At 41.4% G+C, this 23,475-nt stretch carries 18 protein-coding genes and 1 tRNA gene; 4 read left to right on the top strand and 15 right to left on the bottom strand.

Features of this window, described 5'->3' with window-relative positions:
• Window positions 1–41: 41 nt before the first annotated feature.
• From J3P37_RS09605 to J3P37_RS09585, 5 genes are all read right to left on the bottom strand, one after another.
• Window positions 42–1,112 carry a PA0069 family radical SAM protein gene (locus J3P37_RS09605; RefSeq protein WP_256010892.1) on the bottom strand — a complete coding sequence of 357 codons (1,071 nt, stop codon included), beginning with the start codon at window positions 1,110–1,112 and terminating at the stop codon, window positions 42–44.
• 35 nt (window positions 1,113–1,147) lie between these two features.
• Window positions 1,148–1,789 (bottom strand): response regulator, encoded by a 642-nt coding sequence (locus J3P37_RS09600; protein ID WP_256010891.1) that lies wholly within the window; start codon window positions 1,787–1,789, stop codon window positions 1,148–1,150.
• Window positions 1,779–2,438: a sensor histidine kinase gene (locus tag J3P37_RS09595; RefSeq protein ID WP_256010890.1), complete on the bottom strand. Its 660-nt coding sequence runs from the start codon at window positions 2,436–2,438 to the stop codon at window positions 1,779–1,781. The genes J3P37_RS09600 and J3P37_RS09595 overlap by 11 nt, the downstream gene beginning before the upstream one ends.
• 730 nt (window positions 2,439–3,168) lie before the next feature.
• Entirely contained in the window at window positions 3,169–3,552 is a 384-nt protein-coding gene (locus tag J3P37_RS09590) for a hypothetical protein (protein WP_256010889.1), read from the bottom strand.
• Between the two features lie 774 nt (window positions 3,553–4,326).
• Complete coding sequence (locus J3P37_RS09585; RefSeq protein WP_256010888.1) at window positions 4,327–4,650, bottom strand: hypothetical protein; 324 nt, start codon at window positions 4,648–4,650, stop codon at window positions 4,327–4,329.
• A 273-nt stretch (window positions 4,651–4,923) separates the two neighbouring features.
• On the opposite strand from J3P37_RS09585, the gene J3P37_RS09580 reads away from it, so the two are divergent.
• From J3P37_RS09580 to J3P37_RS09565, 4 genes are all read left to right on the top strand, one after another.
• Window positions 4,924–5,970: a FecR family protein gene (locus J3P37_RS09580; RefSeq protein WP_256010887.1), complete on the top strand. Its 1,047-nt coding sequence runs from the start codon at window positions 4,924–4,926 to the stop codon at window positions 5,968–5,970.
• An 80-nt stretch (window positions 5,971–6,050) separates the two neighbouring features.
• Window positions 6,051–9,338, top strand: a complete 3,288-nt coding sequence (locus tag J3P37_RS09575; protein ID WP_256010886.1) for a TonB-dependent receptor — start codon at window positions 6,051–6,053, stop codon at window positions 9,336–9,338.
• Between the two features lie 49 nt (window positions 9,339–9,387).
• The gene (locus J3P37_RS09570) at window positions 9,388–9,522 is read left to right on the top strand and encodes a hypothetical protein (RefSeq protein ID WP_256010885.1); all 135 of its coding nucleotides are present in this window, start codon (window positions 9,388–9,390) and stop codon (window positions 9,520–9,522) included.
• 202 nt (window positions 9,523–9,724) lie between these two features.
• The gene (locus J3P37_RS09565; protein WP_256010884.1) at window positions 9,725–10,456 is read left to right on the top strand and encodes a hypothetical protein; all 732 of its coding nucleotides are present in this window, start codon (window positions 9,725–9,727) and stop codon (window positions 10,454–10,456) included.
• A 194-nt stretch (window positions 10,457–10,650) separates the two neighbouring features.
• Here the strand turns inward: J3P37_RS09565 and J3P37_RS09560 are convergent, their stop codons facing one another.
• The 10 genes from J3P37_RS09560 to metG all read right to left on the bottom strand — a co-directional run bounded on the left by J3P37_RS09560 (window position 10,651) and on the right by metG (window position 23,438).
• A complete protein-coding gene (locus tag J3P37_RS09560) occupies window positions 10,651–11,181 on the bottom strand; it encodes an RNA polymerase sigma factor (RefSeq protein WP_256010883.1) in 531 nt (176 codons plus the stop codon).
• A 215-nt stretch (window positions 11,182–11,396) separates the two neighbouring features.
• Window positions 11,397–11,660: an N-6 DNA methylase gene (locus J3P37_RS09555; protein ID WP_256010882.1), complete on the bottom strand. Its 264-nt coding sequence runs from the start codon at window positions 11,658–11,660 to the stop codon at window positions 11,397–11,399.
• Between the two features lie 540 nt (window positions 11,661–12,200).
• Window positions 12,201–13,280, bottom strand: coding sequence for a PQQ-dependent sugar dehydrogenase family protein (locus J3P37_RS09550; protein ID WP_256010881.1), 1,080 nt, complete (start codon window positions 13,278–13,280; stop codon window positions 12,201–12,203).
• 91 nt (window positions 13,281–13,371) lie between these two features.
• Entirely contained in the window at window positions 13,372–14,325 is a 954-nt protein-coding gene (locus J3P37_RS09545) for a hypothetical protein (protein ID WP_256010880.1), read from the bottom strand.
• 42 nt (window positions 14,326–14,367) lie between these two features.
• Window positions 14,368–16,083 (bottom strand): IPT/TIG domain-containing protein, encoded by a 1,716-nt coding sequence (locus tag J3P37_RS09540; protein ID WP_256010879.1) that lies wholly within the window; start codon window positions 16,081–16,083, stop codon window positions 14,368–14,370.
• Between the two features lie 9 nt (window positions 16,084–16,092).
• Complete coding sequence (locus J3P37_RS09535; RefSeq protein ID WP_256010878.1) at window positions 16,093–19,374, bottom strand: TonB-dependent receptor; 3,282 nt, start codon at window positions 19,372–19,374, stop codon at window positions 16,093–16,095.
• A 114-nt stretch (window positions 19,375–19,488) separates the two neighbouring features.
• Entirely contained in the window at window positions 19,489–20,451 is a 963-nt protein-coding gene (locus J3P37_RS09530) for a FecR family protein (protein ID WP_256010877.1), read from the bottom strand.
• A gap of 54 nt (window positions 20,452–20,505) precedes the next feature.
• The gene (locus J3P37_RS09525) at window positions 20,506–21,063 is read right to left on the bottom strand and encodes an RNA polymerase sigma factor (protein ID WP_256010876.1); all 558 of its coding nucleotides are present in this window, start codon (window positions 21,061–21,063) and stop codon (window positions 20,506–20,508) included.
• 166 nt (window positions 21,064–21,229) lie between these two features.
• Window positions 21,230–21,301: transfer RNA gene (locus J3P37_RS09520), tRNA-Arg, on the bottom strand.
• 73 nt (window positions 21,302–21,374) lie between these two features.
• Window positions 21,375–23,438, bottom strand: a complete 2,064-nt coding sequence (metG, locus tag J3P37_RS09515; protein ID WP_256010875.1) for a methionine--tRNA ligase — start codon at window positions 23,436–23,438, stop codon at window positions 21,375–21,377.
• Window positions 23,439–23,475 lie beyond the last annotated feature (37 nt).

Here is a 23,475-nt window from a genome sequence, read left to right as displayed (position 1 = left end):
ATAAGAGAGCGATACAGAGTATGTATCGCTTTTTTTGTTCGCTAGAATAAACGAGTTTGTTTACCTCCTGCGGGTGTGAAATGGGATAAGTCGAGAGGTGGAAGACTTCGCCCATGCAGATACCTACTGACCGAAATTTTAAATAATTGGTGGATACTCTCAGCAATTTTTCCATCTCCGCGAAGACGATTTCCCCAACGACTATCATTCAAAGTTCCCCCGTGACAATCTGCAATCATGTGCAGAACCTTATCTGCCCGGTCTGGATAGGTTTTACGGATCCAGTCACAAAAAATTTCAGCAATTGCCCCGTTAAGACGTACAATGGTAAAGATCGCAGCGCCTATGCCCTCATCTGCTGCAGCTTTGATCAATGTAGGGATTTCGTCGCTATTTAAGCCAGGGACGATAGGCGCCATCATTAAGCGGACCGGAATGTTTTCGTTAGCAAGCTTGTTTATCAACATTAGCCTGCTTTTTGCTGTTACCGTTCGCGGCTCCATAAGTTGACGCAGTGTTTCGTTCAAGGAATTTATGGTCACAGTAACATCTACCAGATTTAGCCTTGCCAGTTCGGTTAAAATGTCCATATCTCTGGCAATAAGATTATTTTTACTGATTATACTTACCGGATGTTTATACTTAAGAAATATTTCGAGCAGCGACCGGGTGATCCTCAGTTGACGTTCAATAGGTTGATAACAATCTGTATTGCCTGAAAGCATAATAGTTTGAGGCTGATAACCTGGCTTGTTAAAGAACTTCTCGAGTAATTCAGCGGCATTGCGTTTAACAATGATTTTCCTTTCGAAATCTAATCCGGCACTGAATCCATAGTACTCATGGGTATTCCGGGCATAGCAGTACAAGCAACCATGTTCACAGCCCTGGTATGGGTTAATGGAATAATTAAAATGAAGGTCGGGACTATTTGAGATACTGACTATACTTTTGGCATGTTCTTCAAATACTTGGGTAGAAACATTTTCGTGCATCTCCTCATCAAGCCCCTCGATATGATCGTTGACATATTTGTTTTTTAGAAACTTATTATGAGTGTTAACCTGTGCTCCTCGTCCCTTAAAATATTCACTGTTCTCTTCAAATGGCATAGTACAAAAATGCTAAATATATTAGTATCATGCAACTAGGCGAGATTGTTTTTTATTGCATATAATGCAAGCCCTACCCGGCTTTTTAAACCTAATTTATCGAAGAGGTTGTCTCTATAATTATCAATAGTACGTACGCTGAGAGACATCTTATCTGCGATCTCCTTGTACGTAAGCTCTGTTGCCGCAAGTTTAAGGAATTCGATCTCCCGATCGTTTAACTTTATTCCTCCCGAACTTTCGTCGTCGTTTGAGCTTTTATGGAATTGCTTCATCATATGGGCTGTCACGAATTGAGGATAATAATAGTTTCCCGCACAAACCGTATCAAGTGCTATTTTGAAGTCTTCCGGTTCGCTGTCCTTTAGAAGGTAACCCTTTATCCCATATTTCAATAAGGTAAGAACTGTTTTTTCATCTTCAGACATTGAGAGAATAATAGTTTTTATTTCCGGTGCATAATAGTGAAGCCATTTTGCAGTGCTAATCCCGTCCATTACGGGCATACTTAAGTCAAGAAGGACAATAAAAGGCTGAAACTCTCTCAATTTTTTTATAAACTCTTCGCCGTTATTTGCTTCAAAAACAATATTATAATCTGGAAAGTGCTGAATAAGGCTTTTAATGCCGCTTCTGAAAAGATTATGGTCGTCTACAATTGCAAGATCAATCGCCATGGAATATCTGATTACTTTTATCAACCTCTAAATAAGTACTGGTACCCACACCTGGTTCGCTGCTTATGTGAAGTTTGGCTCCTATAAGATTAGCTCTGTGTTTGATACTTCGAATACCCAGGCCTTCTTCAACAGAATGTGACTGAAAGCCCTGCCCATCATCGCTTATTTTAATACTTAATAAAGGTAGGCTATAGTTTAGTTCTATGAAAATATTTTTTGCATGGGCATGCTTCATGGTGTTGTTGATACATTCCTGGAAAATCCGGTAAAGAAATATTTCTGTCTGATTATCAAGGGCGAATATTTTCCCCTTGCTTTCAAAATATATGGCAAAGTGTTTTGTTTTCCTTAGGCGGTCTGCTTCAGTTTCGATTAAGGTGTGAATAGATTTGTTAGATAGTCCATCGGTATGCATACTATGAGCGAGATTCCTGACATCTTTGATAACCTGTGAAACCAGCTCTTTGGTCTCTGAGAGTCCAGGAGCTGGATTTAGGGAAAGATTCAGTTTTATTAAGGAGAGCATTTGTCCAATGTGATCATGAATCTCGGAAGCCAGGTTATTCATGGTCTGATCTTTTATTTCGAGTTCTGATTTTAAGAGCTCCTGTTTGTAAACCTGCTCGAGTTCTTTTATTTCGTGCAAGTGTTTTAAATATCGCTTTTGATATGATAATACGAAAAAGATGATGGTACCGACCAGTAAGAACATTATTAATGTTCCGCAGATTATAATTACTATTACTTCCGTTGGGTTATCGAACATACTATACCTGCGGAAAATAAGGAATACATTATGATGTTTAACACAGCTATCAAAGTAAATAACTCGGTGGCTAATTCCAGACTAACACTTATAAGATAGTTAACCAATCCCATATAAAAAAAATTGCAGGCGTAATATATAAGTAAACCTGTACCAATCCAAAACATAGGTAAATGTGTTAGTGGCTGAGGATTTGAATAATGCAGTAACTGAAAAAAATACATAACTACTGCCGCACAAACGAGCATACATCCGTAAGAATAAGAATAGTTATTAAACTTAAAGAAACCCTGAAAGAAAAGCATGTTTGCAAGGCTCGCTACCACATAGGATATGGTTAGAGCTAAAAGAAGTTTTTTTTGGGAGTTACTATGAATTATGTGTCTGAAGATCGACAGGTATAAAACAAATTCGATAACTGTAAAAATATTGAACATCCATGCATTGTTAGTTCTTACAAGAAAATATCCAATAAATTCCACGGCGAACGTACTGAGGATTAAAATACTAAAGAGTTGAAGATGACCAGGAAGCTTTTTGAAATGGTATAAAGCTATCAAAGAGCTCACAAGTAACGTGACAAGGTATATTTTTGTTAACATAAAGATTATTAGTGGCAGTTCGGAGGGCACAAAGTACCAGTATCGTAGCCTTTGCCGTCATCATCATCATCCAAACCCGAAACTCCAGCTGGTTTGGTTGCCACTAATATAAGATTATGTAGTCCAACATAATCATCCGGAATAGGAACGCCTTTACGGTCTTCTGGGACTACTCCATAGTGAATTTCCAGACCGAAATGTTCTGAATTTTCTTCAGTTGCTCCGGCAGCTTTAAACAGCTCGTCGATGGTTTTCTTAGAGAACCAGCATTTTCTAGCGTCATCAATACCTAATTGGTCTTTAATCAGTGTCAATCTTTTTTCATGGTATTCTTTAACCATTGCTTCGAAAAGATCGCTAGGGATAGGTCCCCCTGGGAATAATTGTTGCATAAATAAGAGTTTAAAGGTTGAAAATAATTATCAATAAAGTTAATGTGTGAAGTTCGATTTACAAAATTTTTTAATCCGTATTTAGACCCTAAAATTGCGCGTTTAGCGTTAGAGACCCTTGCTGTACTTGCACTTTTTACGCAACAAAAAAAGGGTGTTTTGCCCAATTGATAAGCATTTTTTATTGGCTCAAATTTGCATTGATAAAAGGACCCTTCGTCTAACCTCATGGCTTTTTAAATTTCGTGGTGCCCCGTCTAAGCAAGTCTTATTTGGGCACTTCGCAAAGCCAGATAAGGCAAGACGCATTCAGGAGGAATGTCAAGTTCTACTTAAAAACGTTTTATGAAAGCCAAAAAAGTATTGTTTATAATAATTGGTTGTGCCGGAACATTATTCATGATGTTGCAGCCAGTATCTCAGGACTTATTCATGCAAGGCTTAGATAAGTACTCATTATTTAAGAATTACACTGATGGCGGACATCGGAAAACGGTCCTTCCTTAATATAATACAGGAATAAAAGTTCTTACTCGTTTTTGGCGCCTTATATGGAGGCGCCGAAACAACCCATATATCAGATCAAAAGTTTCGAAATAGTGAGGCGGCAATACTATATGGTGTGAGGGCTATTCCCTCTAAATTATTGCTGGGTCCGGATGGAACTATCATTACAAAGAACTTAAGGCCGATACTTGTACATAACCCTTCCCTGTCCCGAAGTCTTCAGGTTATTAAAGTGCCATTGTTAGGTTTTAAATGTTACAGTTTTTGTCAGGTTCCGTAGGCCAGACGGATGTTTTCTATCAGGATTGGATATTCCATGCGGTCACCCTTCATATCTTTAAGAAGCTTTTTTAATTTTTTTCCGACCAGTTCAACCCTTATCCTTTCAAAAAGTTGTTCATAATCCTGGATGTTACCTGCTAATATTTCCAAAAGGCTAAGGTAAGCCTCATGCTGGCTGTCAAGTTTTTTATGATATTTCCTAACTTCTTCCAGGAGAGCCGGTTTGTCCTGAGTATCTTCAAGTATAGCTTCCATTTGCTGAAGCAACAGAAGCAAATGCCGATGCTTTCTATAACTGATTCCCTGCATTTTGATGTTCGCTTTTTAGATTAAGTATCATTGTCATATACTATTACACGACCATCGTTCAAAAATTTACTATCCGATTTCGAAAATAGAATTTGGCTCACCTAAAATAGGTGACAAGCTAATCGTAAAAAAGCCCAGATTTCATCGTGAAAGAATTATGCAGGCAATAAGTGGAATGAAAATAACTTATAAAATAAGTAAAAACACATAGTAAAAAAGTCCGGCTCGTCCGTGATAGTAATAGAAGCGGGAGATAGAGCCCTTTGAGAGCAAATGACAAAAAAATTATTATACAAATATTTTGAAGGAGAGTGTTCCCCGGAAGAGCGGCGGGAAGTAGAAACCTATTTAAAAGGAGAAGACCTTAGTATACTCCATGCCTATATGGATGAGGTGGATCGCAATACAAAAGAAAGTGATATTCCCCAAGAAAAATCTGAACAATTGCTGCATTCCATACAAGGTAAAATCGAAACTGAGGCGGCTATCAAACACATACTCCGTGGAGTGGAAAGTGATTATACGACTGCGCCTGAAGCTGGGTTTGCCTCCAGAGGTTTTATGCAAAGGTTGCCCATACGAATTGCTGCCAGTATAGCCATTATTTTTGCGATTGCAGCAAGCTCACATTTGATATGGAGGCACCAAAAGGAAAACAGGCATGCCGGTCAGCTTGCGAAGGTTTGGACAACAATAGACAATACTTCTTTGAATGTGAAAGAGGTAAAAATGCCCGACGGAACCATGATCTGGTTAAATGCCAATTCCTCAATTGCTTACAGCAAAGATGAATACAATAAGACCAGTCGAGAGATTAAAATTTCTGGTGAAGCCTATTTTGACGTGAGTCATAATCCAGAAAAGCCCTTTGTGGTTCGTTCGGGTAAAATCAGCACCACTGTTTTGGGTACGGCCTTTAACGTAGAGGCTTATAAAAACGAAAAAGATATTCGTGTCATTCTTGTTAGAGGCAAGGTTCGCGTTCAGACTCCCGGCCAGCAGGAGGTATTGGCCCCCGGACAGATGTTGAGTTACTCGGTAAACAACCGGAAAATCTCACTTAGAGAAGTAGAGACCAAAGAGGTCAACAGCTGGATTAGCGGCAGGCTCGTATTTAATGATGTTCCGCTTCATGAGGCTTTTCGCCGCATAGAGCAGCTGTATAACATTGACATTTCCTATTCATCAGAACCCGGTGTAGAAGAGAAACGCCTTACCGGGGTGTTCGATCGCAAAAGTGCTGAGGATGTGCTTAGTAAAATACTATTCGTCTACGGACTGGAGTACCAAAAGAAAGGAGGCCGATACCTGATCAACTAATTTCCCATACAAAGAGAGCGCTGAGCCACCAGCGCCCTCCATTAATTTTTCAAGCTGTTAAAACTTAAAAAAATAAATTTATGCATCTGTTTACACATAATTGTGTTTATTACAAAAAAAAATCATTTTCAATTACCCTGCTACTGTTGCTGCAGTTCTTTTTTGTCCAGGCATCTTTCGGGCAACACGCTAATATCGGGCGTTTAGATGCCACCGTTTCACTTGACCTTGCCGGGGCCAATCTTGACCAGGTATTTGTTAAATTAAGCGGACAAGCTGGCTACCGTTATGTTTACGACAATGTTCAGGCAAAGAACATTAAAACCGGAAAGCTGAACTTTCCGAAGGCTCCTCTTGGAAAGGTCCTGCTACATTTACAACAGCAGGCCCCATTAGTATACAACGTCGACGGTAAGACCATCATGGTTAAGATCGAAGACAAGCCAGCAAGAAAACAGGAAACCGGAAAGATTTCCGGAAAGGTACTGGATGAAAAGGGAGAAACCCTGCCCGGCGCTTCTATTAAAGTTCTTCCAGTCAATAAAACGATCCAAACCAGTGTTGACGGAACCTATTCTTTGAGTCTCTCTCCCGGAGTTTATACATTAGAAGTTAGCTACATTTCCTTCCAAACACAAAGGATAACAGGCATACAAGTTTCTGAAGGCCGAAATACTCCATTGGACATCGCTATGAAACCTTCAGACAATGCTTTAGCGGAAGTAGTTGTTACTGCAAACTATCAGAAAGCATCTATTGAAGGCCTATACGCCTCTCAAAAAAACAATGCCTCTACTACAGACGGGATCACCCGGGAGCAGATCGTCCGTACACCAGACAACAATGTAGCTCAAGTGCTGAGCCGAGTAAGCGGGCTGAATGTACAGGATGAAAAGTTTGTCACGGTTAGGGGATTGAGCGACCGTTACAATAACGTGATGCTAAATGGTTCGCAGTTGCCAAGTACAGAACCCAACCGCCGCAACTTTGCCTTCGATATTATTCCTTCTGCGATGATCGATAACGTCGTAGTAAATAAAACAGCCACACCAGATCTTCCTGCGGAATTTTCCGGCGGTGTTGTACAGGTAACCACCAGGGACATTCCTGAAGCCAATTTTTTACGTTTTAAAATAGGCAGCGGCTTCAACTCAAAAGCAACCGGAAAAGCATTCTATCAGCCACAAAGGGGAAAATATGATTTTCTAGGATTCGACGACGGTGGCAGGAGCTTGCCAGACAGCTACAATAAAGACGAATATCTGCAACTCAGCCGGACTGCCCGGGCTAACAACCCAAACAGCATGGCTGCCAGGCAACAAATAGGTGCGATTAGTCAACAGTTCCCAGACCGATTGAAAATGTATAACTATACAGGGATGCCTGTACAGGACTATGAATTTAACCTTGGCAGAACCAAAGTGTTTAAAAACCAGAGCAAGCTGGGCGGCATTTTTGCCCTAACTTATCGAAATGACCAAACTTCCCAGGATTACGATGATGTTGCCCCACCGGACATCCACGAATACCATGGCACGCAATATAGCTTTAATACTACTGTAAGTGGATTACTGAATACAGGATATGCTTTCGGAAAAAATAAGATCAGTATTAGGAACATATTCACGCAAAAGCTCGCCGAAACCTCTTTCATCTATCAGGGCAGTAACCTTTATGATGGTAACATGTTGGATAGTTACGGGCATTTTCCACTCACTAATACCCTGATGCAAAACAGGCTGGAAGGAGAACACGCCATTGGTGAAAAAGGATTTAAACTCAACTGGCATGGAGGTTATGCGATGACCCGTAGAGACGAACCAGACAACATCAGGATCCAGGGATATAAACAGAATAGTGAGGTTTACTATAAATATGTGGTTCAGAGCAATGCATTGGACGCAGTTAGTGATTACTATTCAGAGCTGTCAGAAAATCGTTTCACATGGAGCTTGGAGGCCCAGCAGCCTTTCAAACTGTTTCAGCAGCAGCAACTTTTTAAGGTTGGCTACCAGGGAACTTACCGAGAGGCTGATTTCGACGCACAGCGTTTCAATATCTCTCCGCTAGATCCTAACTCTTTAACATCGGCATACGATGGATTGCCTTACTATGAAGCTCTAGGTGATGATAAAATGAATGCTGAAGGTCTCTATTATATGCCTTTGCTTGCCTCCCCAAATGCCGCAACGATAAACCGAGTAAATGGGTATGACGGCTTCCAACGCTTAAATTCATTTTACGGAATGCTTGACGGACATATCACGAAAAACTTACGACTGATTGCTGGGCTAAGAGCAGAAAAAAATGATATTTACACAGCTACACAGTCGATGACCGATGACGGAGAGGTGCGAGACTCGTTGGCGGGGTTCAGTAAAACAAATTTCCTGCCATCGGTTAACATGATCTATGCCGTAACACCAAAAATCAATATTCGCGGAGCTTATTATAAAACAATAGCAAGGCCCGATATTCGAGAGCTTTCTTCGTTTCAGTACTTTGAACCGCAGGTTAATGCTTTTACCTACGGTAGTAATCTGCGGCCTACCGATATTCAGAATGCTGACATCCGTTTCGAATATTATCCAAGTCCGCAAGAGATCATTTCCATTTCTGGCTTCTATAAAGAATTTAAAAATCCTATTGAACTGCAATCCATCACTTCTTATTTTAATTCTAATAAAATCTATCAGTATCATTACTTAAATCTTAGCAGTGCGAGTGATTATGGCATCGAGCTGAACTTCCGAAAGTCTTTGAGTTTTATCAGCAGTGCAAAGTTTCTTAGTGATCTTTATATCTCTGGAAACTTCACCTGGATAGATGCCAAAGTTGAATTAGGTGAAGAGGACGTTAGAAGAGACGTAAGCTACACTGCACCTGGAGGAGAGCAGATCAAAGGCACAGTTCTTTATCCGGGACAGCAGAGTCGTCCTTTATATGGACAGGCCCCTTATATTATAAACGGAGGTCTATTATATGCAGGGAGACACTTCGGTTTCAATATTGCTTATAATAAGACTGGTGAACGCGTCATTTTTGGTGCAGATCTTCAACAATACAATGAGTGGGAAAAAGCAAGAGATGTTGTCGACCTGCAATTGAATTACAGATTTTTTAAAGGTAACAGAGCCGAGTTTAAGGTCAATTTTTCCGACCTGCTTAATCAACCTTTTATCAGATATTACAACAACTATAAAGGCTATAGTAACCTGGCCGAGACGGGAATTGTTCCCGATACAAACGGCATAATTCATATACCAAAAGACCCGAGTGGCAAACAGTACGATGAACGCTACGACCATTTGAGGCGCAAATTCACGGTCGGAAGAAATATCAGTTTTAGTTTAAGTTATACGCTATAGAAACCAGTATATCTAAATATAATCAATCATTTATTTAAAAACAAAAATTATGTTTAAAAAATTGTCCTTAGCAGTCTTAATTTCTGCTTTCTTTTTTGCAAGCTGTAAAAAAGAACCATTCAACGGATCATCCTCTACAGGCGATTTCAGCCGTTCTGCCAGTGCAGATGTTGACATTGATTGAGGTGACTTTTCATCGCAGCAGGCAATCCTGATTTTTGTTACACCAATTCTGCATTATCAGGAATCGGTGCTTTCGGTGCATCCGGAAGTCCTCGTTGGGATGATCCTGCTTCTAACACTTACTAAGTTAAATTGATATATAGAATACTGGTTTATCAAACAGGTGCGGGCACTAACCGCACCTGTTCTTAAAAGTAAAAAAAATGAACAAACACTATTTTCTTTTCTTTTTCATAGCTGCCCTATTTGCAGGCTGTACCAAAGATGGTGAGCTCCTAAAAAAGCCCACTTTTAGCAACCTTAACATTAAGTTTATTGGAAGTCAGCTATATCAAGCTGTTTTAAACGATAAAATAATTGGTGATAGCCTATCAAGTAACAAGCCTCTAAATCAATTCGTGGAACTGATGGATAATCAGAAGCTTACTATAAAAATTATTGAGACGGGTACTACAGTTGTAGATACCTTGATCGCACTAACCCATACACCATCACCGAGGTTTTTGATTCTAGAGACAGACCCTAACAGCAAGCCTTTATTTTTATCTGCTGATAATTTAGCAACAACACCACCCGGGGGTGACTCCCTTAAAGTAAATTTATTCAATGCCGATACTACACATACAAAAGGTAAGATAGTTGATATTGCAATCTATCAGTATGTTGGAGGACAATATAATTTAAAGGGAGAAATTAAAAACGTAGCCAATGGAGATTTTTCTGGCTATGTACAGCTCCCATCGAATATAGGCTCGTTTTTCATGGAGATCATAGACAGCTCAAACGGGGATATCATTGTCACCAAAGAATCGAGAGCAGGTAGGTTGGCTCGTCCAGGCAGTTATAGAACAAATAATGTATTTAGTTTATTGTTAAAAGGAAATCCAAACATTATAAGCTATAGTACTAGTATACTTTTAGAACAGAAGTTGTAATTTTTAAATTCTTTTAAAAAGCCGCTCCACTAAAGCGGCTTTTTTAATGTTGAGAAGTGTGTTCTGTCGTTAACGCTAAAAAGGTCCTATCTTTCATCAATGATGAAGTGTCTCGTTATCGAGGGAGCAGTTTTCACACTTTTACTTTGCGCAGAACCGAATAGGTGTATTCCAAATCATCAAAACCGCAGTCTTTAATCTATACCGGTCTCTAAATAAGGCTGCAACTCCCTTCTGAGTATGTTCAAGGATTCCTGAAGGTGATTGTCGATTGTATTGGGGGAGACAGAAAGATGTTCAGCAATTTTCTTGCGGGTCAGGCCCTCATCCAGGTAAAGCTGTACGACTTCCCTTCTTCTGCTGGTTAATCGTGAAATTACCATATTGATGGCCTTCATGTATTCTTTGCGCTTTATCTGGCTTTCACCGTCTGGACCACTTATCTCAGCTGTGCGGGCGATATCTTCGATGGCTTCTCTGCGGCGGCATTCCCTGCGTAAATCATCGATATACATGTTTTTCGCATAGGTAAAAAGAAGTGGATAAAGGTTGCTTTTATCTTTTACAGTGTCCCACTTTTCCCAAAGCTGCAAATATACCTTCTGTAATATGTCAAATGTCTGCTCTTCATCACGGCAAAGCTTTAAAACTGTACTGTACAATTTTTTGTGTGTTTCATAGTAAACACTGTTAAATTGCGCTGTTTTAGATACTTCTGCTGGCATATAATGTAAATCAGATCAAGAATTAAATCTGTGGATTTAGTATTAACTCTCTGTAAAATAAAGGTAATTCTAACATAAATAATTTACTAAGATTGATAGCAACCGGATAAATAATTTTCCATACACCAATGGATTGAAATTGGCTGTGTGCAACGCAATCTTCCATATCTCGTGACAATCCAGGTACGAAATTTCAAATAATTTTCAATTAGCTCTTAGTTCTTGACTAACTCATAATTGACGGTTCCTTGAAACAAGTTGGGCGGCAAACCATTAATAGCTTTGATATAATTCTTCTTGATAATTTGCTTTCGGATTTCAGCTTCTACATTACCCCGAAACAATACACCGAGCGGTAAAAAAATGCAGCTTTTTCCTTCCGACTTCAGCGATTTAATCAGGTGCAGCAAAAAAGCAAAGTCGCCATTCTTTTTGGGTGGGATGGAATCCATTTCCCTCAGAACGTTTTTAGATGTCATTCTTCGGGTCAAGTTCGTTCATCCATGCTTTATAACTAAAGGGCGGATTGGCAACAGCGTATTCTGAACTATTTTTTCGAAAAAAATAGTTTGAATAGATGAACAACGGTTGACATCATGGGATGAAGTTTCCTCTAAATAACACATATTTTTCAATTGCATTAGAACAATATGTGTCAGCTTTTCAAACCTGTTTTTCCTCAGGAGAAGGCGGCATTTCTGCTCATAGCGAGCAACAGCTAATCACTCTTTTTTGCGCAGAAACTTAACCCCTTTTTACCCTTCTTCAAATTTTCATCCACTGCTACAGCAGTCATAAAGAAAAATACTCATTTTGGGTCATTATGCCCCGTGTGAAATCAGTAGAATTTACCTATTTCGTTCCCCTTCATCAAAAAAAACCAGGAGAAACATACTTCTACTGGGTTTTACGTAGCCCCGGCGGTTTTTTCCTTATCGAACTTATTATTTGTAGCATATTGCTCGTGCTGTTCAATAGCTTTTACAAATACTAAATGAATGATCTAATTTGAGGCACTTTCATAAATTGGTAATATGAAAGAATATTCCGTTTTTTAAACCAGTATAACTGGTTTCCACTGAGCGGTCGGTAAGTTTCATTCTTTTTATTTCACCATCGTTTCGGCTGTTCATCCAGTATAAATTACCTGTTTTTGGATTCAGGTCCATATCTAAGATAAATATTGGGTGCTTTTGTCCCCCAATCAAATAAGGTTCTTCCTGAAAAAACTTCTGGGGCGTACCGCTACCATCCAGGTTAGCCATTAAGATATAATTACTATCCTCCGTCCGGCCGATTTGATTATCAGCACCTTCGAACGAATTTATATAAAGCTTGTTATTTGCTGCATCAACGGCAATATGGCTTGCAAACTTCAAGCCGTCTGCCTGGTCATAAAGTACCACTGGTGTTTGCTGGCCGTCAATACTACCACGCATAATCTGTGCTGACCCATTGTTTTTACTGTCTGTTAAGACAGCCTGCGACCAGTAAATTCTCCCGTTCCCTTTATCCAGCTTTATATCGGTGATCGAAGCCTGGGTGTTTAAGCTATAAAGGGCTACTGCATTTGCAGGCTGTTCCAAATCAATTCTTATTATTTCTGCTTTAAGAAGATTATTGAGACCATCGGCCGGATTGAAGGGGCTGTCTTTACTAACCGAATTACTCAGGTACAGCCGGTTGCTTTCTATATCCAAAATGAGATCCATAAAAAAATTTGTTTTGCCATCGCGGTGGAAGATTACCTGTGGAGAGCCGGTGCCGTCCAATGGAGCTCTTACCAGGTCCATATCATCTGTGGAGGAGTTGACACTGTTAACCCAGTAAATATAATTGCGAACGGTATCCACAGCGATACCAAATGGAATACGAACGCCGTCTGAGGAGTCGTAAAGGATTTCAACCTTAGTTTTTCCTTCGGGATTTGTGCTGCCTTTCATAATTGCGCCGCCATCCGTGCCTTCATTAATGGTCCAGTACACGGGCTGCTGATTATTCTTTGATGGCGGTTTAATAGGCTCTTCCTTCGCACAACCAGATAAAAAAAGCAGAATGAATAAGCTTAGGACATTCAAAAAAACATTGAAAAGTCTCATTTTTTAATTGTAATAAGTTGTAAGGGTTAATGATAACGAAAATAGTAATTAAATAACAGCCAGCAAGTAGTAGCTTGCCAGCTGTTCTCCTTTAATCGGAAATATCGACACTAAGGTTTGCTTTGTAACTAAATTGTTCTAAAAGTTTAATTGCCCCTGTCCCATCGATCTTCCCCTCATAAAGATAAGGCGAGCCATAATAGACCCCGGTTTCATCAGGGTCTGCACTTATCCAATAAAGCTTCTGCTCGCGCTCGCCAAGGTACATCCCATTACGGGCAATATTTTTTGCAGTTTCTGCGAAGATTCTTTTCATATTCCTGCCTTCGGGGCTCATTTCATAGATACCCTTATCGGTCCCAACATAGAGCTTGTTCTTATAGACCTCCAGGTCGCTAATCTGAGTGAAGGTGGTATCGCTGCTCAAGTCGGCAAGGAGTTGCAATGTACCCGTGCCATCTGCGTTGCCCCTATATATTTTCTTTTCGCCTGACATTGCGAAATAAACATAGGGTTCTTCAGCAGGTCTCGAAATACCAACCATCCCTATAAATGTAAAGCCTTCAAAAAGGTGTTTCCTGTCGCTTCCATCCAGCTTGCTTGAAACAAGAGCACCCATTCCAAGTCCATCGTCTTCATGGCGATAGAATCTGCGGTCATAGCTGATCAGGCCTCCCGCAACTGCATTTTGATTTGGAGGGCCGGTGATCCTGCCAGCATTTCCAACGAGCTCGGGCTGACTGAAATCGTAATTACAGCGGTAAATATTCTCAGTTCCATCGAAGTAGTAGAGCTTCTTTTGCATCCTATCCAGGGTAAGACCATACATCTGGGGGCCAATGACAGTAGATTCAAACGCTTCAGGTACCGTGTAGTCGGTGATACGGTCTGCATAACAGGAGGTATTGTTGTCCCCGACATAGGTGAAAGCCCACTTAACTGGTTCTGTAGAGGGCGGGTTCTCTTTCTGACAGGCAGCCGCAAGAACTACCATAAGGGCTCCCAGAAAAATTCTCATCAGGTTGTTGTATTTTTTCTTTCTCATCACTGTCTTTTAAATGGCGCGGCACCAGGCCGCACCTTTGGGTTAAAATAATGAATAACTATAGAGTCCAGAAAGGAATGGATGATCGCTCTGTGTATTAAAAACTATCCGCTTGTCAGAGCCGTCTAAAGCAGAGCTATAGATTACCCCACCATCAATGAAGACAAGCCTGTTACTACGAAGGTCAATTGTCAGGTTTGCGGCATACTGCAAGTCAGGAACTACTGTTTCAATAGGGCCAGTACCATCTATTCTTGCAGTTACAATTGAGTTGCGGTAGTTCAAATAAATCTGGTTGTTATGAACACGGATATCTTCAATTCCCATTGCTGGCGCGAGATCCTGGTAAATCGCCCTTTCCTCCCCTGTTTCCAGGTTCACCCTGAAAATTTTATTCATGCCCGTGTTGTAGTCAATTCGAACTCCATATGCAAAGCCAGTTCCCAGATCAAGTTCGTAATTCAACACATCATTGTCAGGCAGCTGTGCAATCTGCTCGCCCTCGGTGGAAATTACCCGCTTATCGCTTGTAAGGTAGTAAACCTTATTGCGATAATTGTAGAATTTCGATGCTGATCCCGAGGCAACTGTTGTCAAATCACTTCCGTCAAAGGTAATGCTACTGACTTCATTGTCCAGATTGAAGTAGATCTTACGACTTTGCGGGTCGGCGTGAATAGCCTGAGCAATGAAACCAGAGCTGCTAAACAACTTGAAGAATCTGGATGCACCATTTTCCATTGCCGCCAGGTACACGTTATTGTTATCATAAAAGGCCATACCATGGTTGATCTGCACGGGTGTGATAGTCAGCTGAGGTGAATTTGAGGCTTTAATACCATCAATTTCCAATTCAAGCGGCCCTGACGTAGCCCCTAAGGGGACATAAACAGTCGTTTTAGTATCCGTATTTTCATCCGGTGCATTGCTGAGTATCCCCTCGACTTGTCCACCGTTCTCCGCCTGGAAGAGGACTCTTCGCGAGTAGGGGTAAGGCGTCCAGTCATTTGGCTTTGCTGGACCGAAATTGGCACCACTGATGCTGATCTTGTCTCCTGGCTTGAGGTTTGTACCCGAAATATCCAATATCGCTGGCGCTGGCAGCGCCACATGGTACTCAGGTCCCTGAATGATAAAGTTGGCGGCACTCAGACTGATAGGACCCGGTATTGCCCCTTGTGGTATTACTACACGGATCTCTTCATTAGTTGGTGGCACTACAGGGATAGCCTCTACCTGTTGATAGTTTAAACCTGTAAAAAGCACCTTCGTTGTATTCTTCAAGGCTGTACCCCGGATGGTAATTTCCGTTCCAGCAACTGCACGTTCAGGGCTGATTTCTGAGACCCCTACCTCGAGAACCTGAATATGTACGGTATTACTTCGCCGGTTACCCTGCCGGTCGAGTACGGTTAGATAAACACTATACATCCCCGGCTGAAGTTCGGGCATAGGGAAGCGGATTTCATTATTCTTTACATAACTTAACAAAGAGACTCCGTCCAGTTCGTAGAGCTGAGGTCCCTCCATGGTAAGCTTCACAGTTGTAGTAGCATTCGAAAAAACGAAGTTCTCACCTCTGATCAGCAGTGTTGCACCTTTAGCAACAGCATTTGGCGAGATATGTGAAATATGAGGAGTAAATTCCAGGTCCTTGCTTTTGAGGCAAGCGGCCGACATTATTGTCATCAGCAGCAAAAGGGAAAAAAAGCCGCCCCATTTATGGCAGGAGGCAAATAGTGATATATTGCTTTTCATAATTTTGTACTAAAAAGTAAAGTTTAGCCCTACATTGTAATAGCTGCCCGGTTTGAACTCGTATTCTATGTAATCCATACTTTCCACGTCAGGGATACGGTAAAGATCATTGCCCAACATTGTTGGTCCCAGGATTTCTCCCCGTTGAATAGCGAGATCCAGCTTATTGTATTTAGTAGGGTTGTATTTGCGATTCCGGTCTACGTCGCGAAAAAACCTGTACGACTGGTTAAGCAGATCCTGAACACCCATTTTTACTGAAAGGTTACGACTCAGCCGCTGCGTGTAAACCAGGTCAATTACATTTCTTGGGGCTTCATAAATTTCACCAATAGAACTGACACTACCACCAAAGATGAGCCGGTTTCCCGCCACGTTATAAAGGGCAGAGATTTGGGTGCCGCTGGAAGGGTTGTCGTAGTAAAGGCCAGCATTAATAATATACGGAGAAGAACCTACTAATGGCCTGGTCTCCCTGGGGGCAAACCCTTGGTAAAGACTAGGATCACCTAGCGTGTTCTCTGCTATCCGGGTCCGGGTTCTTAAATAGGAGAAATTACCGATCATGGAGAAGCGTTTCAGGAAACGGCTGCCAAGAAATTCAAGGTTCTTCCGGATCTCCAGCTCAGCTCCCAGTACCTTGGCATCAATGGAATTGACAGGTATTACCAGGCCGCCAAGGGTATAGCGCTCAATTGGATCAATGATATACTTGTAAAAACCACCGATACTGATTAGTTCCCGGTCTGAAAGGTACCATTCCCAGCGAAGATCAGCATTGGCAGCCGTGGATTGATATAAACCGGTATTACCTTTAAAGAAATTATTGCTCACCAGGTCAGCAAAATTGAAAGGAGCAACTTCGCGGAAAACTGGTCGGTTTACCGTAAGACCATATCCCGCGCGGAGCTGCATTTTCCTGGTCATTTTATAGGTAAGGTTTACTGAAGGCAAAAAGTCAAGGCCCACAGAATCACGTTTTGATTCCTGATACACTGGGTTATTGTCGGCATCAACATAACCAGTTTGGGCAGTGAGACGCTGGTTATTATATTCGGCCCTCAGGCCTCCATAGATCAATAGTTTTTCTTTAAACAGGGGAATATTTAAAGCTCCGTACCAGGCGGCCTGCCTGTTTTCTGCTTTGTATCCTGAAGTCCCAACCGTTAAAATAGTACGGTCATCGTATTGGAAGTCGTACCGGGCAGGTTCGGCTCCTGGCTGGGTAGACCCGTAGCTTCCCGGTGTGAAGAAGTCATCTAAGCGGTTGAAGATGTCTCCTGAGAACCAGCCTTCCACCAGGGCGCCATTTCCGAAGTTCCTCGGCAGAAAGCTCCTCTTTTTTAGCTCTCCAAAAAAGCCTGTACGAAGCGTTATTTTCTTGTATAAAGGGATCTCATAATCAGCTGCAGCAGTATAGGTATGCTCATTCAAATTTTGCCAATAGTTAAAAGCCCCACTTGTTTCGCCAAAGCCATTACGGCCAAAAAACATAACAGAATCAGTGCCTAATTGTCGTCCCAGGCCAAGCCCGCGGTAGTTGGGGAGTTGTTCAGCTGTATAGCCGTAGCCCGCCCGCCATTGCAACTGTTGCTTGCCGAGTTGATGCTTGCCATTAATCTGGCCAGTATACAGCGTGCGACTGCGGTAGCGGAACTGTACGGCTTTGGCATACTCTGAGTTCGCAAATTCCCCATCACCCCCACCATGGCGCACTAAGGTATTATCATCAGACATCTGATTAAGGAAATTGTTAAAACTTACCGAGTTATTCTTATTGATCACCCAGGTAAGGTTTTCCATCAATGAAATACGAACTGCCTCGGTGCTCGTGGTGTCTATCCGGTAGCTGTCAACGAAGGGACCAGGAATGTAGGCTCCCTTCAGATACTGGTTCTGCCTGGTGGTAGTATAGGCAACGGAACTGAGGTTGTTCAGCACCTGCTCGCCCCGCAATTTCCAGGAATCATAATAGCTGAGATTGAAGCGTTTGTCTACATTTGCCTTTTCTCGCTGCAGGTTCCAGGAAGCTTTATTTGTTGCCTCAAATAATCCTCGGGAGCCGTAATAAGGGGCCTGGTTGCGTTGGGCCGGCAGCTCGAAAAATCCCGGCACATCTTTAGGGAAGGCCCGGTAAGACCTATCGAAGCCCAGCCAGTCGGTCTTGCTGCCCTTGTAGGTATAAAAGTCCTGAAAGCTGCTGCCTGGTCTGAACTGAGTGGAAGTTTGAAACTGTATCTGGCGAGAATTAGCAGTGTTCTTTGTTGTTACTTTCACTACCCCTCCTACATAATCGGCGGGCAACTCAGGAACCGGAGATTTGTATATTGAAATATGATCGATCGTGTTTGTCTGAAGCATGTCGAACGAAAAATCCCGACTATCCGTCTCAGAACTTGGCGCAATAAAGTCGTTGATCATGGTAAGTGTGTAGCGGGGGTCGAGGCCCCGTAGTAACACAAAGCGGTCGTTGATGATAGTTGCAGAGGAAACCCTGCGTACTACATCAGATGCGTCACGATCAAGGCTTTTGTTGATCTGTTCGGTAGAAATACCGGATATGACACCGCGGGACTCGAAAATTTCCTTAATAATGCCCCGCTCTGTGGTGTTCTCCAACTTAATATCAGCCCGAACAACAACTTCGCTTAATTGTCCCTCATCTGGAACCAGCTTAAAATCTACTTTTGTAATAGTTCCGGCCTGAACTTCCACGTTCGTTACCGTGGCGAGCTTGTAACCGAGTGAAGAAAAAACGAGAGTATACACTCCCGCTTCAAGGTTGCTGATCCTGAATTTACCTTCAACATCGGTAGATGTGCCATTATTTAGTCCTCGCACTCTTACCGAGGCTCCAATTAGCGTTTCATTTGTTTTAGCGTCCCGTAACGTACCTTGAATACTGCCGCGCGGCCCTTTTTGCGGAGCGGCAGGTGCTGGTTTTTTAAAGAGAATAACGCTGTTTCGCTCCTCTTTAAAACCTAGTGAAGAATGGTTAAATAAGTCAGTCAGCACTAAGGCTAAAGGTTGATTCCTGTAAGTTCGAGCGACGGTTTTTATCTGGGTCAGAGTTGTTACATCATAAAAGAAGCTAATTCCGGTAGAATTGGCTATTTTCTCGATGGCTTTGTCCGCACTAGTTTGACCGATAGTTACTGAGACCTTACTGTTCAGGATTTGTCCGCCGACGTTACCTGCCAACATCGTTGTAGATAGTAGAGTGATAAAAAATAAAGATAAAAAGGATAGTTTCATGAATAATATGCAGACATGAACTGTTTTATTTGTCATATTTGAATGTTTTTGTTTTAGTGAGCAAAGACGCAATTACAGTCTATCGGTATTGGCGTACCGAAAGCTGTGCTGCCGGCCTTGCTTGGCTGGCAGCTCTTTTTGTAGGTAATCTTATCGTATAAAAATCTCCTTTCCTTTAATGGTAAAACTTTTTCCGTATACTGAACAGAACTTACTTAGGAAGATATTAATCGGCTGTGTTATATAAAAGTCAGCAGTGAACCTGTTTGCTTTAAGAGCGGAATCTTGAAAAATCAGGTTATATCCATACTGGTTTTTAACGCGAAGTGCGAGTTCCTCAAACGAGGCATTTTTAAAAATGATATGGCCTTTAGCAAAATCCTCCAGATGAATGGTTTTGTTCACCCCCGTTGCAAATTCGCCTGTCTTCCTGTCATAAAGTAGGGTTTGATGGTTTGTGAGGCTACTTAACACTTTTGTATCATTGCTGACTTGTACTTTTCCTTCCTCTACTTCGATGTTGATACTTTGAAGAGACAGAAAAGAATTTACCTTGAATTGCGTACCCAATACACGAGTGCTTACAGGACCCGCATGGACGATAAATGGTTTATCGGTGTGACGGGTAACCTTAAAAAATGCCTCACCATTCAAATGTACCTCCCGGCTTAGCCTGGCAAATTGTTTAGGGAAGCGGATGCTACTTCCTGCACTAAGGTAAATCAAACTGCTGTCAGGCAAGGAGAGATGCAACATCTTACCCTCTCCTGCATAATGCGTTATATAGACGATATTGGTATCCGCCTTTTGATTGCTGTTGTATGATAAGAGTATTGACAAACATGCAATCAGCACAGCCGCTGCGATGGTAGTCCACCTTTTCAGGGGGAGTGTAAAATTGTTTATTTTCCGGTTAGCTGGTGCTCCCGCAGCACTTGTAATAGCTTCCAGCATCTTCTCTTTGATTGCTGGTTTATCAACATCTTTATGTGCCGACGAATGTTCGTTCAAACGATTCACCCAAATTGTTAACATTAATTCTTCTTCGGGCGAACATTCACCTTTATGAAATTTCTCTATTAGCCTTTGTAGATCCTTTGATTCGTCTTTCATCTACTCTTTTATACACCTATAGATTTAAAGCGTACTAGGCAGATCAATTTTTTTTTACAAATTGAGAAAGAATGTCAATATGGGGAGGTGATAATCCAGGGGGTATTGAGATAGGGCGTCCTTTAAACGCTTGCGACCAGAACTTAACTGGTTTTTAACTGTCTGTGTAGACAGGGATAACATATCTGCAATCTCTGTATGCGAATAATCTTCAATACAACTCAATCTAACAATTTCGCCCATCTTTTCAGGCAACAGTCTAATCTCTGTATCAATAAGTTTCTGAAGCTCTTTTGCAGTTAAATTCCCAAAAGTTTGTTCTTCGGCTTCACTTAGGGTTTGTAAGTAAAGATCCATATGCTTATGACGGACGCCCGCATTCCGATAGTAGTTGATTACACGGTTTCTTAATGATCTAAGCAAGTAAAACTTGATTTCATCTAAACGAATGCTAGATATGTTGTTCCAGAGACCGATAAACACATCCTGGACAATGTCTTTTGCTACTTCCGTATCACCTGTCTTGAAAAAAGCAATATCAAAAAGCATTTCCCAATATTGCTCATAGGCAATGAGCAAATCCTCTTGAGCACGAGCCTCGTTTTTCAACATCGAATACAAAGAAACAATTTGCTTATTAACTAGATGTTAAATTTAAAAAGGGGATTCCAGAGCCGTCAAATTTCAGGGATTGGAGTTTATCTCATTATGGCACTTATAGTTTGGCGGGAAAGTAAATAAACGGGAAAAGTTCGTGAATTGAACTTTTCCCGTCACGTAGCCCCGGCGGGAATCGAACCCACATCTAGAGTTTAGGAAACGCCTATTCTATCCGTTGAACTACAGGGCCGATGATAATATAAGATGTGCAAATGTGCAGATTTAAAATTAAAAAATTAAGTCGAATTTCAAATTTAAACACATCAACGCACCGTGGAACCATTGTTGGTTTCATCTCCCGGTGAAACAAAACTTAACTTGCCATCGAGGTTTTCCGCCATCAGGATCATACCTTGCGATTGGATACCCTTGATCTCTCTTGGTTCAAGATTAACTAGTATGCTCACCTTCTTACCAATGATTGACTCCGGCTCAAAGAATTCAGCAATACCTGAGACAACCGTGCGTTGGTCTATACCGGTATCTATTTTAAGTTTTAGAAGTTTTTTTGTTTTAGCAACTTTTTCTGCTTCTAAGATTGTTCCAGTCCGGATGTCCATAGCTGCAAATTGCTCAAAAGAAATGTTTTCTTTTGCCTCAGAAATATTCGGTGTTTTTTCAGGTGCAGCCGCCTGCGTTTTTTGCTTTAGTTTTTCCAATTGTCTTTCAATAACCTCATCCTCTACCTTCTCAAACAATAGTTCTGGCTTATTTAGCTGGTGCCCTTTCTTAAGATCAAGCGCCTCATCATAGTACACAGTATCGTTTTCCAGGTTTAACAATTGAAAGAGTTTTTTGGAAGCATTCGGTAAAAAGGGTTGCATGAGGACACCCAAATGACCTATTAGTTGAACACAATTTTCAAGTACGACTCGAGTATTTTCAGGGTCAGTTTTAAAGGTTTTCCACGGCTCCTTCTCTGTAAGATATCTATTACCTGTCCTAGCAAGATCTATCACAGAGGACAGACCCTGGCGGAACTTGAAGCTTTGCAGGTTCTCGTCCATTTCAGAGTAGGTGTTTCCTACCTGGTTACTCAGGTCTACATCGTTAAGTGTGCTCTGCTCAAGTATACCATCGTAATACTTGTGCATAAGTATCATTACCCTATTTACAAAGTTCCCTAGTATAGCAACAAGTTCATTGTTAATTCTTGCCTGGTAATCCTTCCAGGTAAACTCACTGTCAGAGGTTTCTGGCAGGATCGACGTTAGTACAAAGCGGAGTTCATCCTGTTTTCCAGGGAATTCGTCCAGATATTCATGAAGCCAAACTGCATGATTTCTTGAAGTCGATAGTTTGTCCCCTTCTAAATTTAAGAATTCATTTGCAGGAACATTTTGAGGCAGGATGTATTCTCCGTGTGCATGGAGGATTGATGGGAAAGTAATACAATGGAACACAATGTTATCTTTTCCGATGAAATGCAGTAAGCAGGAGTTGTCTTCTTCCTTCTCCTGATTTTTCCAGTAAAGTTTCCAGTCTTTACCATTGTCGATAGCCCATTGTTTAGTTGCCGAAATATACCCTATTGGCGCGTCCATCCATACGTATAATTTCTTCCCCTTAGCTTCTTCTAATGGTACATCAATCCCCCAATCCAGGTCCCGGGTCATAGAACGGGGCTGCAATCCCGATTTTAACCAGGAACTACATTGGCCGTACACGTTTGATTTCCATTTGTTTTTTTTGCCTTCCAGCAACCAGTCTTCAAGCCAGGGTTGATATTTATCGAGAGGTAAGTACCAATGCTTCGTTAATCTAAGGATCGGTTCTTTTCCGCTTAATGTTGATTTGGGGTTAATTAAATCTGTTGGGCTTAAAGACGTCCCGCATTTTTCGCACTGGTCGCCATATGCGCCGTCATTTTTGCAATTCGGACAGGTTCCGATAATATAACGGTCAGCGAGAAACTGATCGAACTCTTCATCATAATACTGTTCTGACTCTTTTTCGATAAATTCCCCCTTTTCATAGAGGTTCAGAAAAAATTCCTGGGAAAGATCGTGATGTATTGGAGAAGAGGTCCGGTGATAAATGTTAAATCCTATGCCAAAATCTCCAAAACTCTTTTTAATTTGGTTATGGTATTTATCAATGATTTCCTGTGGAGTAGTGCCTTCCTTCTTTGCTTTTATAGTGATGGCAGCGCCATGTTCATCAGATCCGCAAATATAAACGACGTCCTTTCTTTTAAGGCGAAGGTGTCTCACAAAGGTGTCAGCTGGCAAGTATGCCCCCGCCAAATGTCCGATATGTAAGGGACCGTTAGCATAAGGTAAAGCGGATGTAACAGTATATCTTTTAAATTTATCTAATTCAGACATCAATTTTAATTAAATTGAGCAAAGATAACCATTTGCG

The organism is Desertivirga xinjiangensis, assembly GCF_024436435.1.
In the GTDB taxonomy this organism is placed as follows: Bacteria; Bacteroidota; Bacteroidia; order Sphingobacteriales; family Sphingobacteriaceae; genus Desertivirga; species Desertivirga xinjiangensis.
Note: the sequence above shows the minus strand (reverse complement) of the source record. Positions and strands in the feature narration are given on the sequence as shown.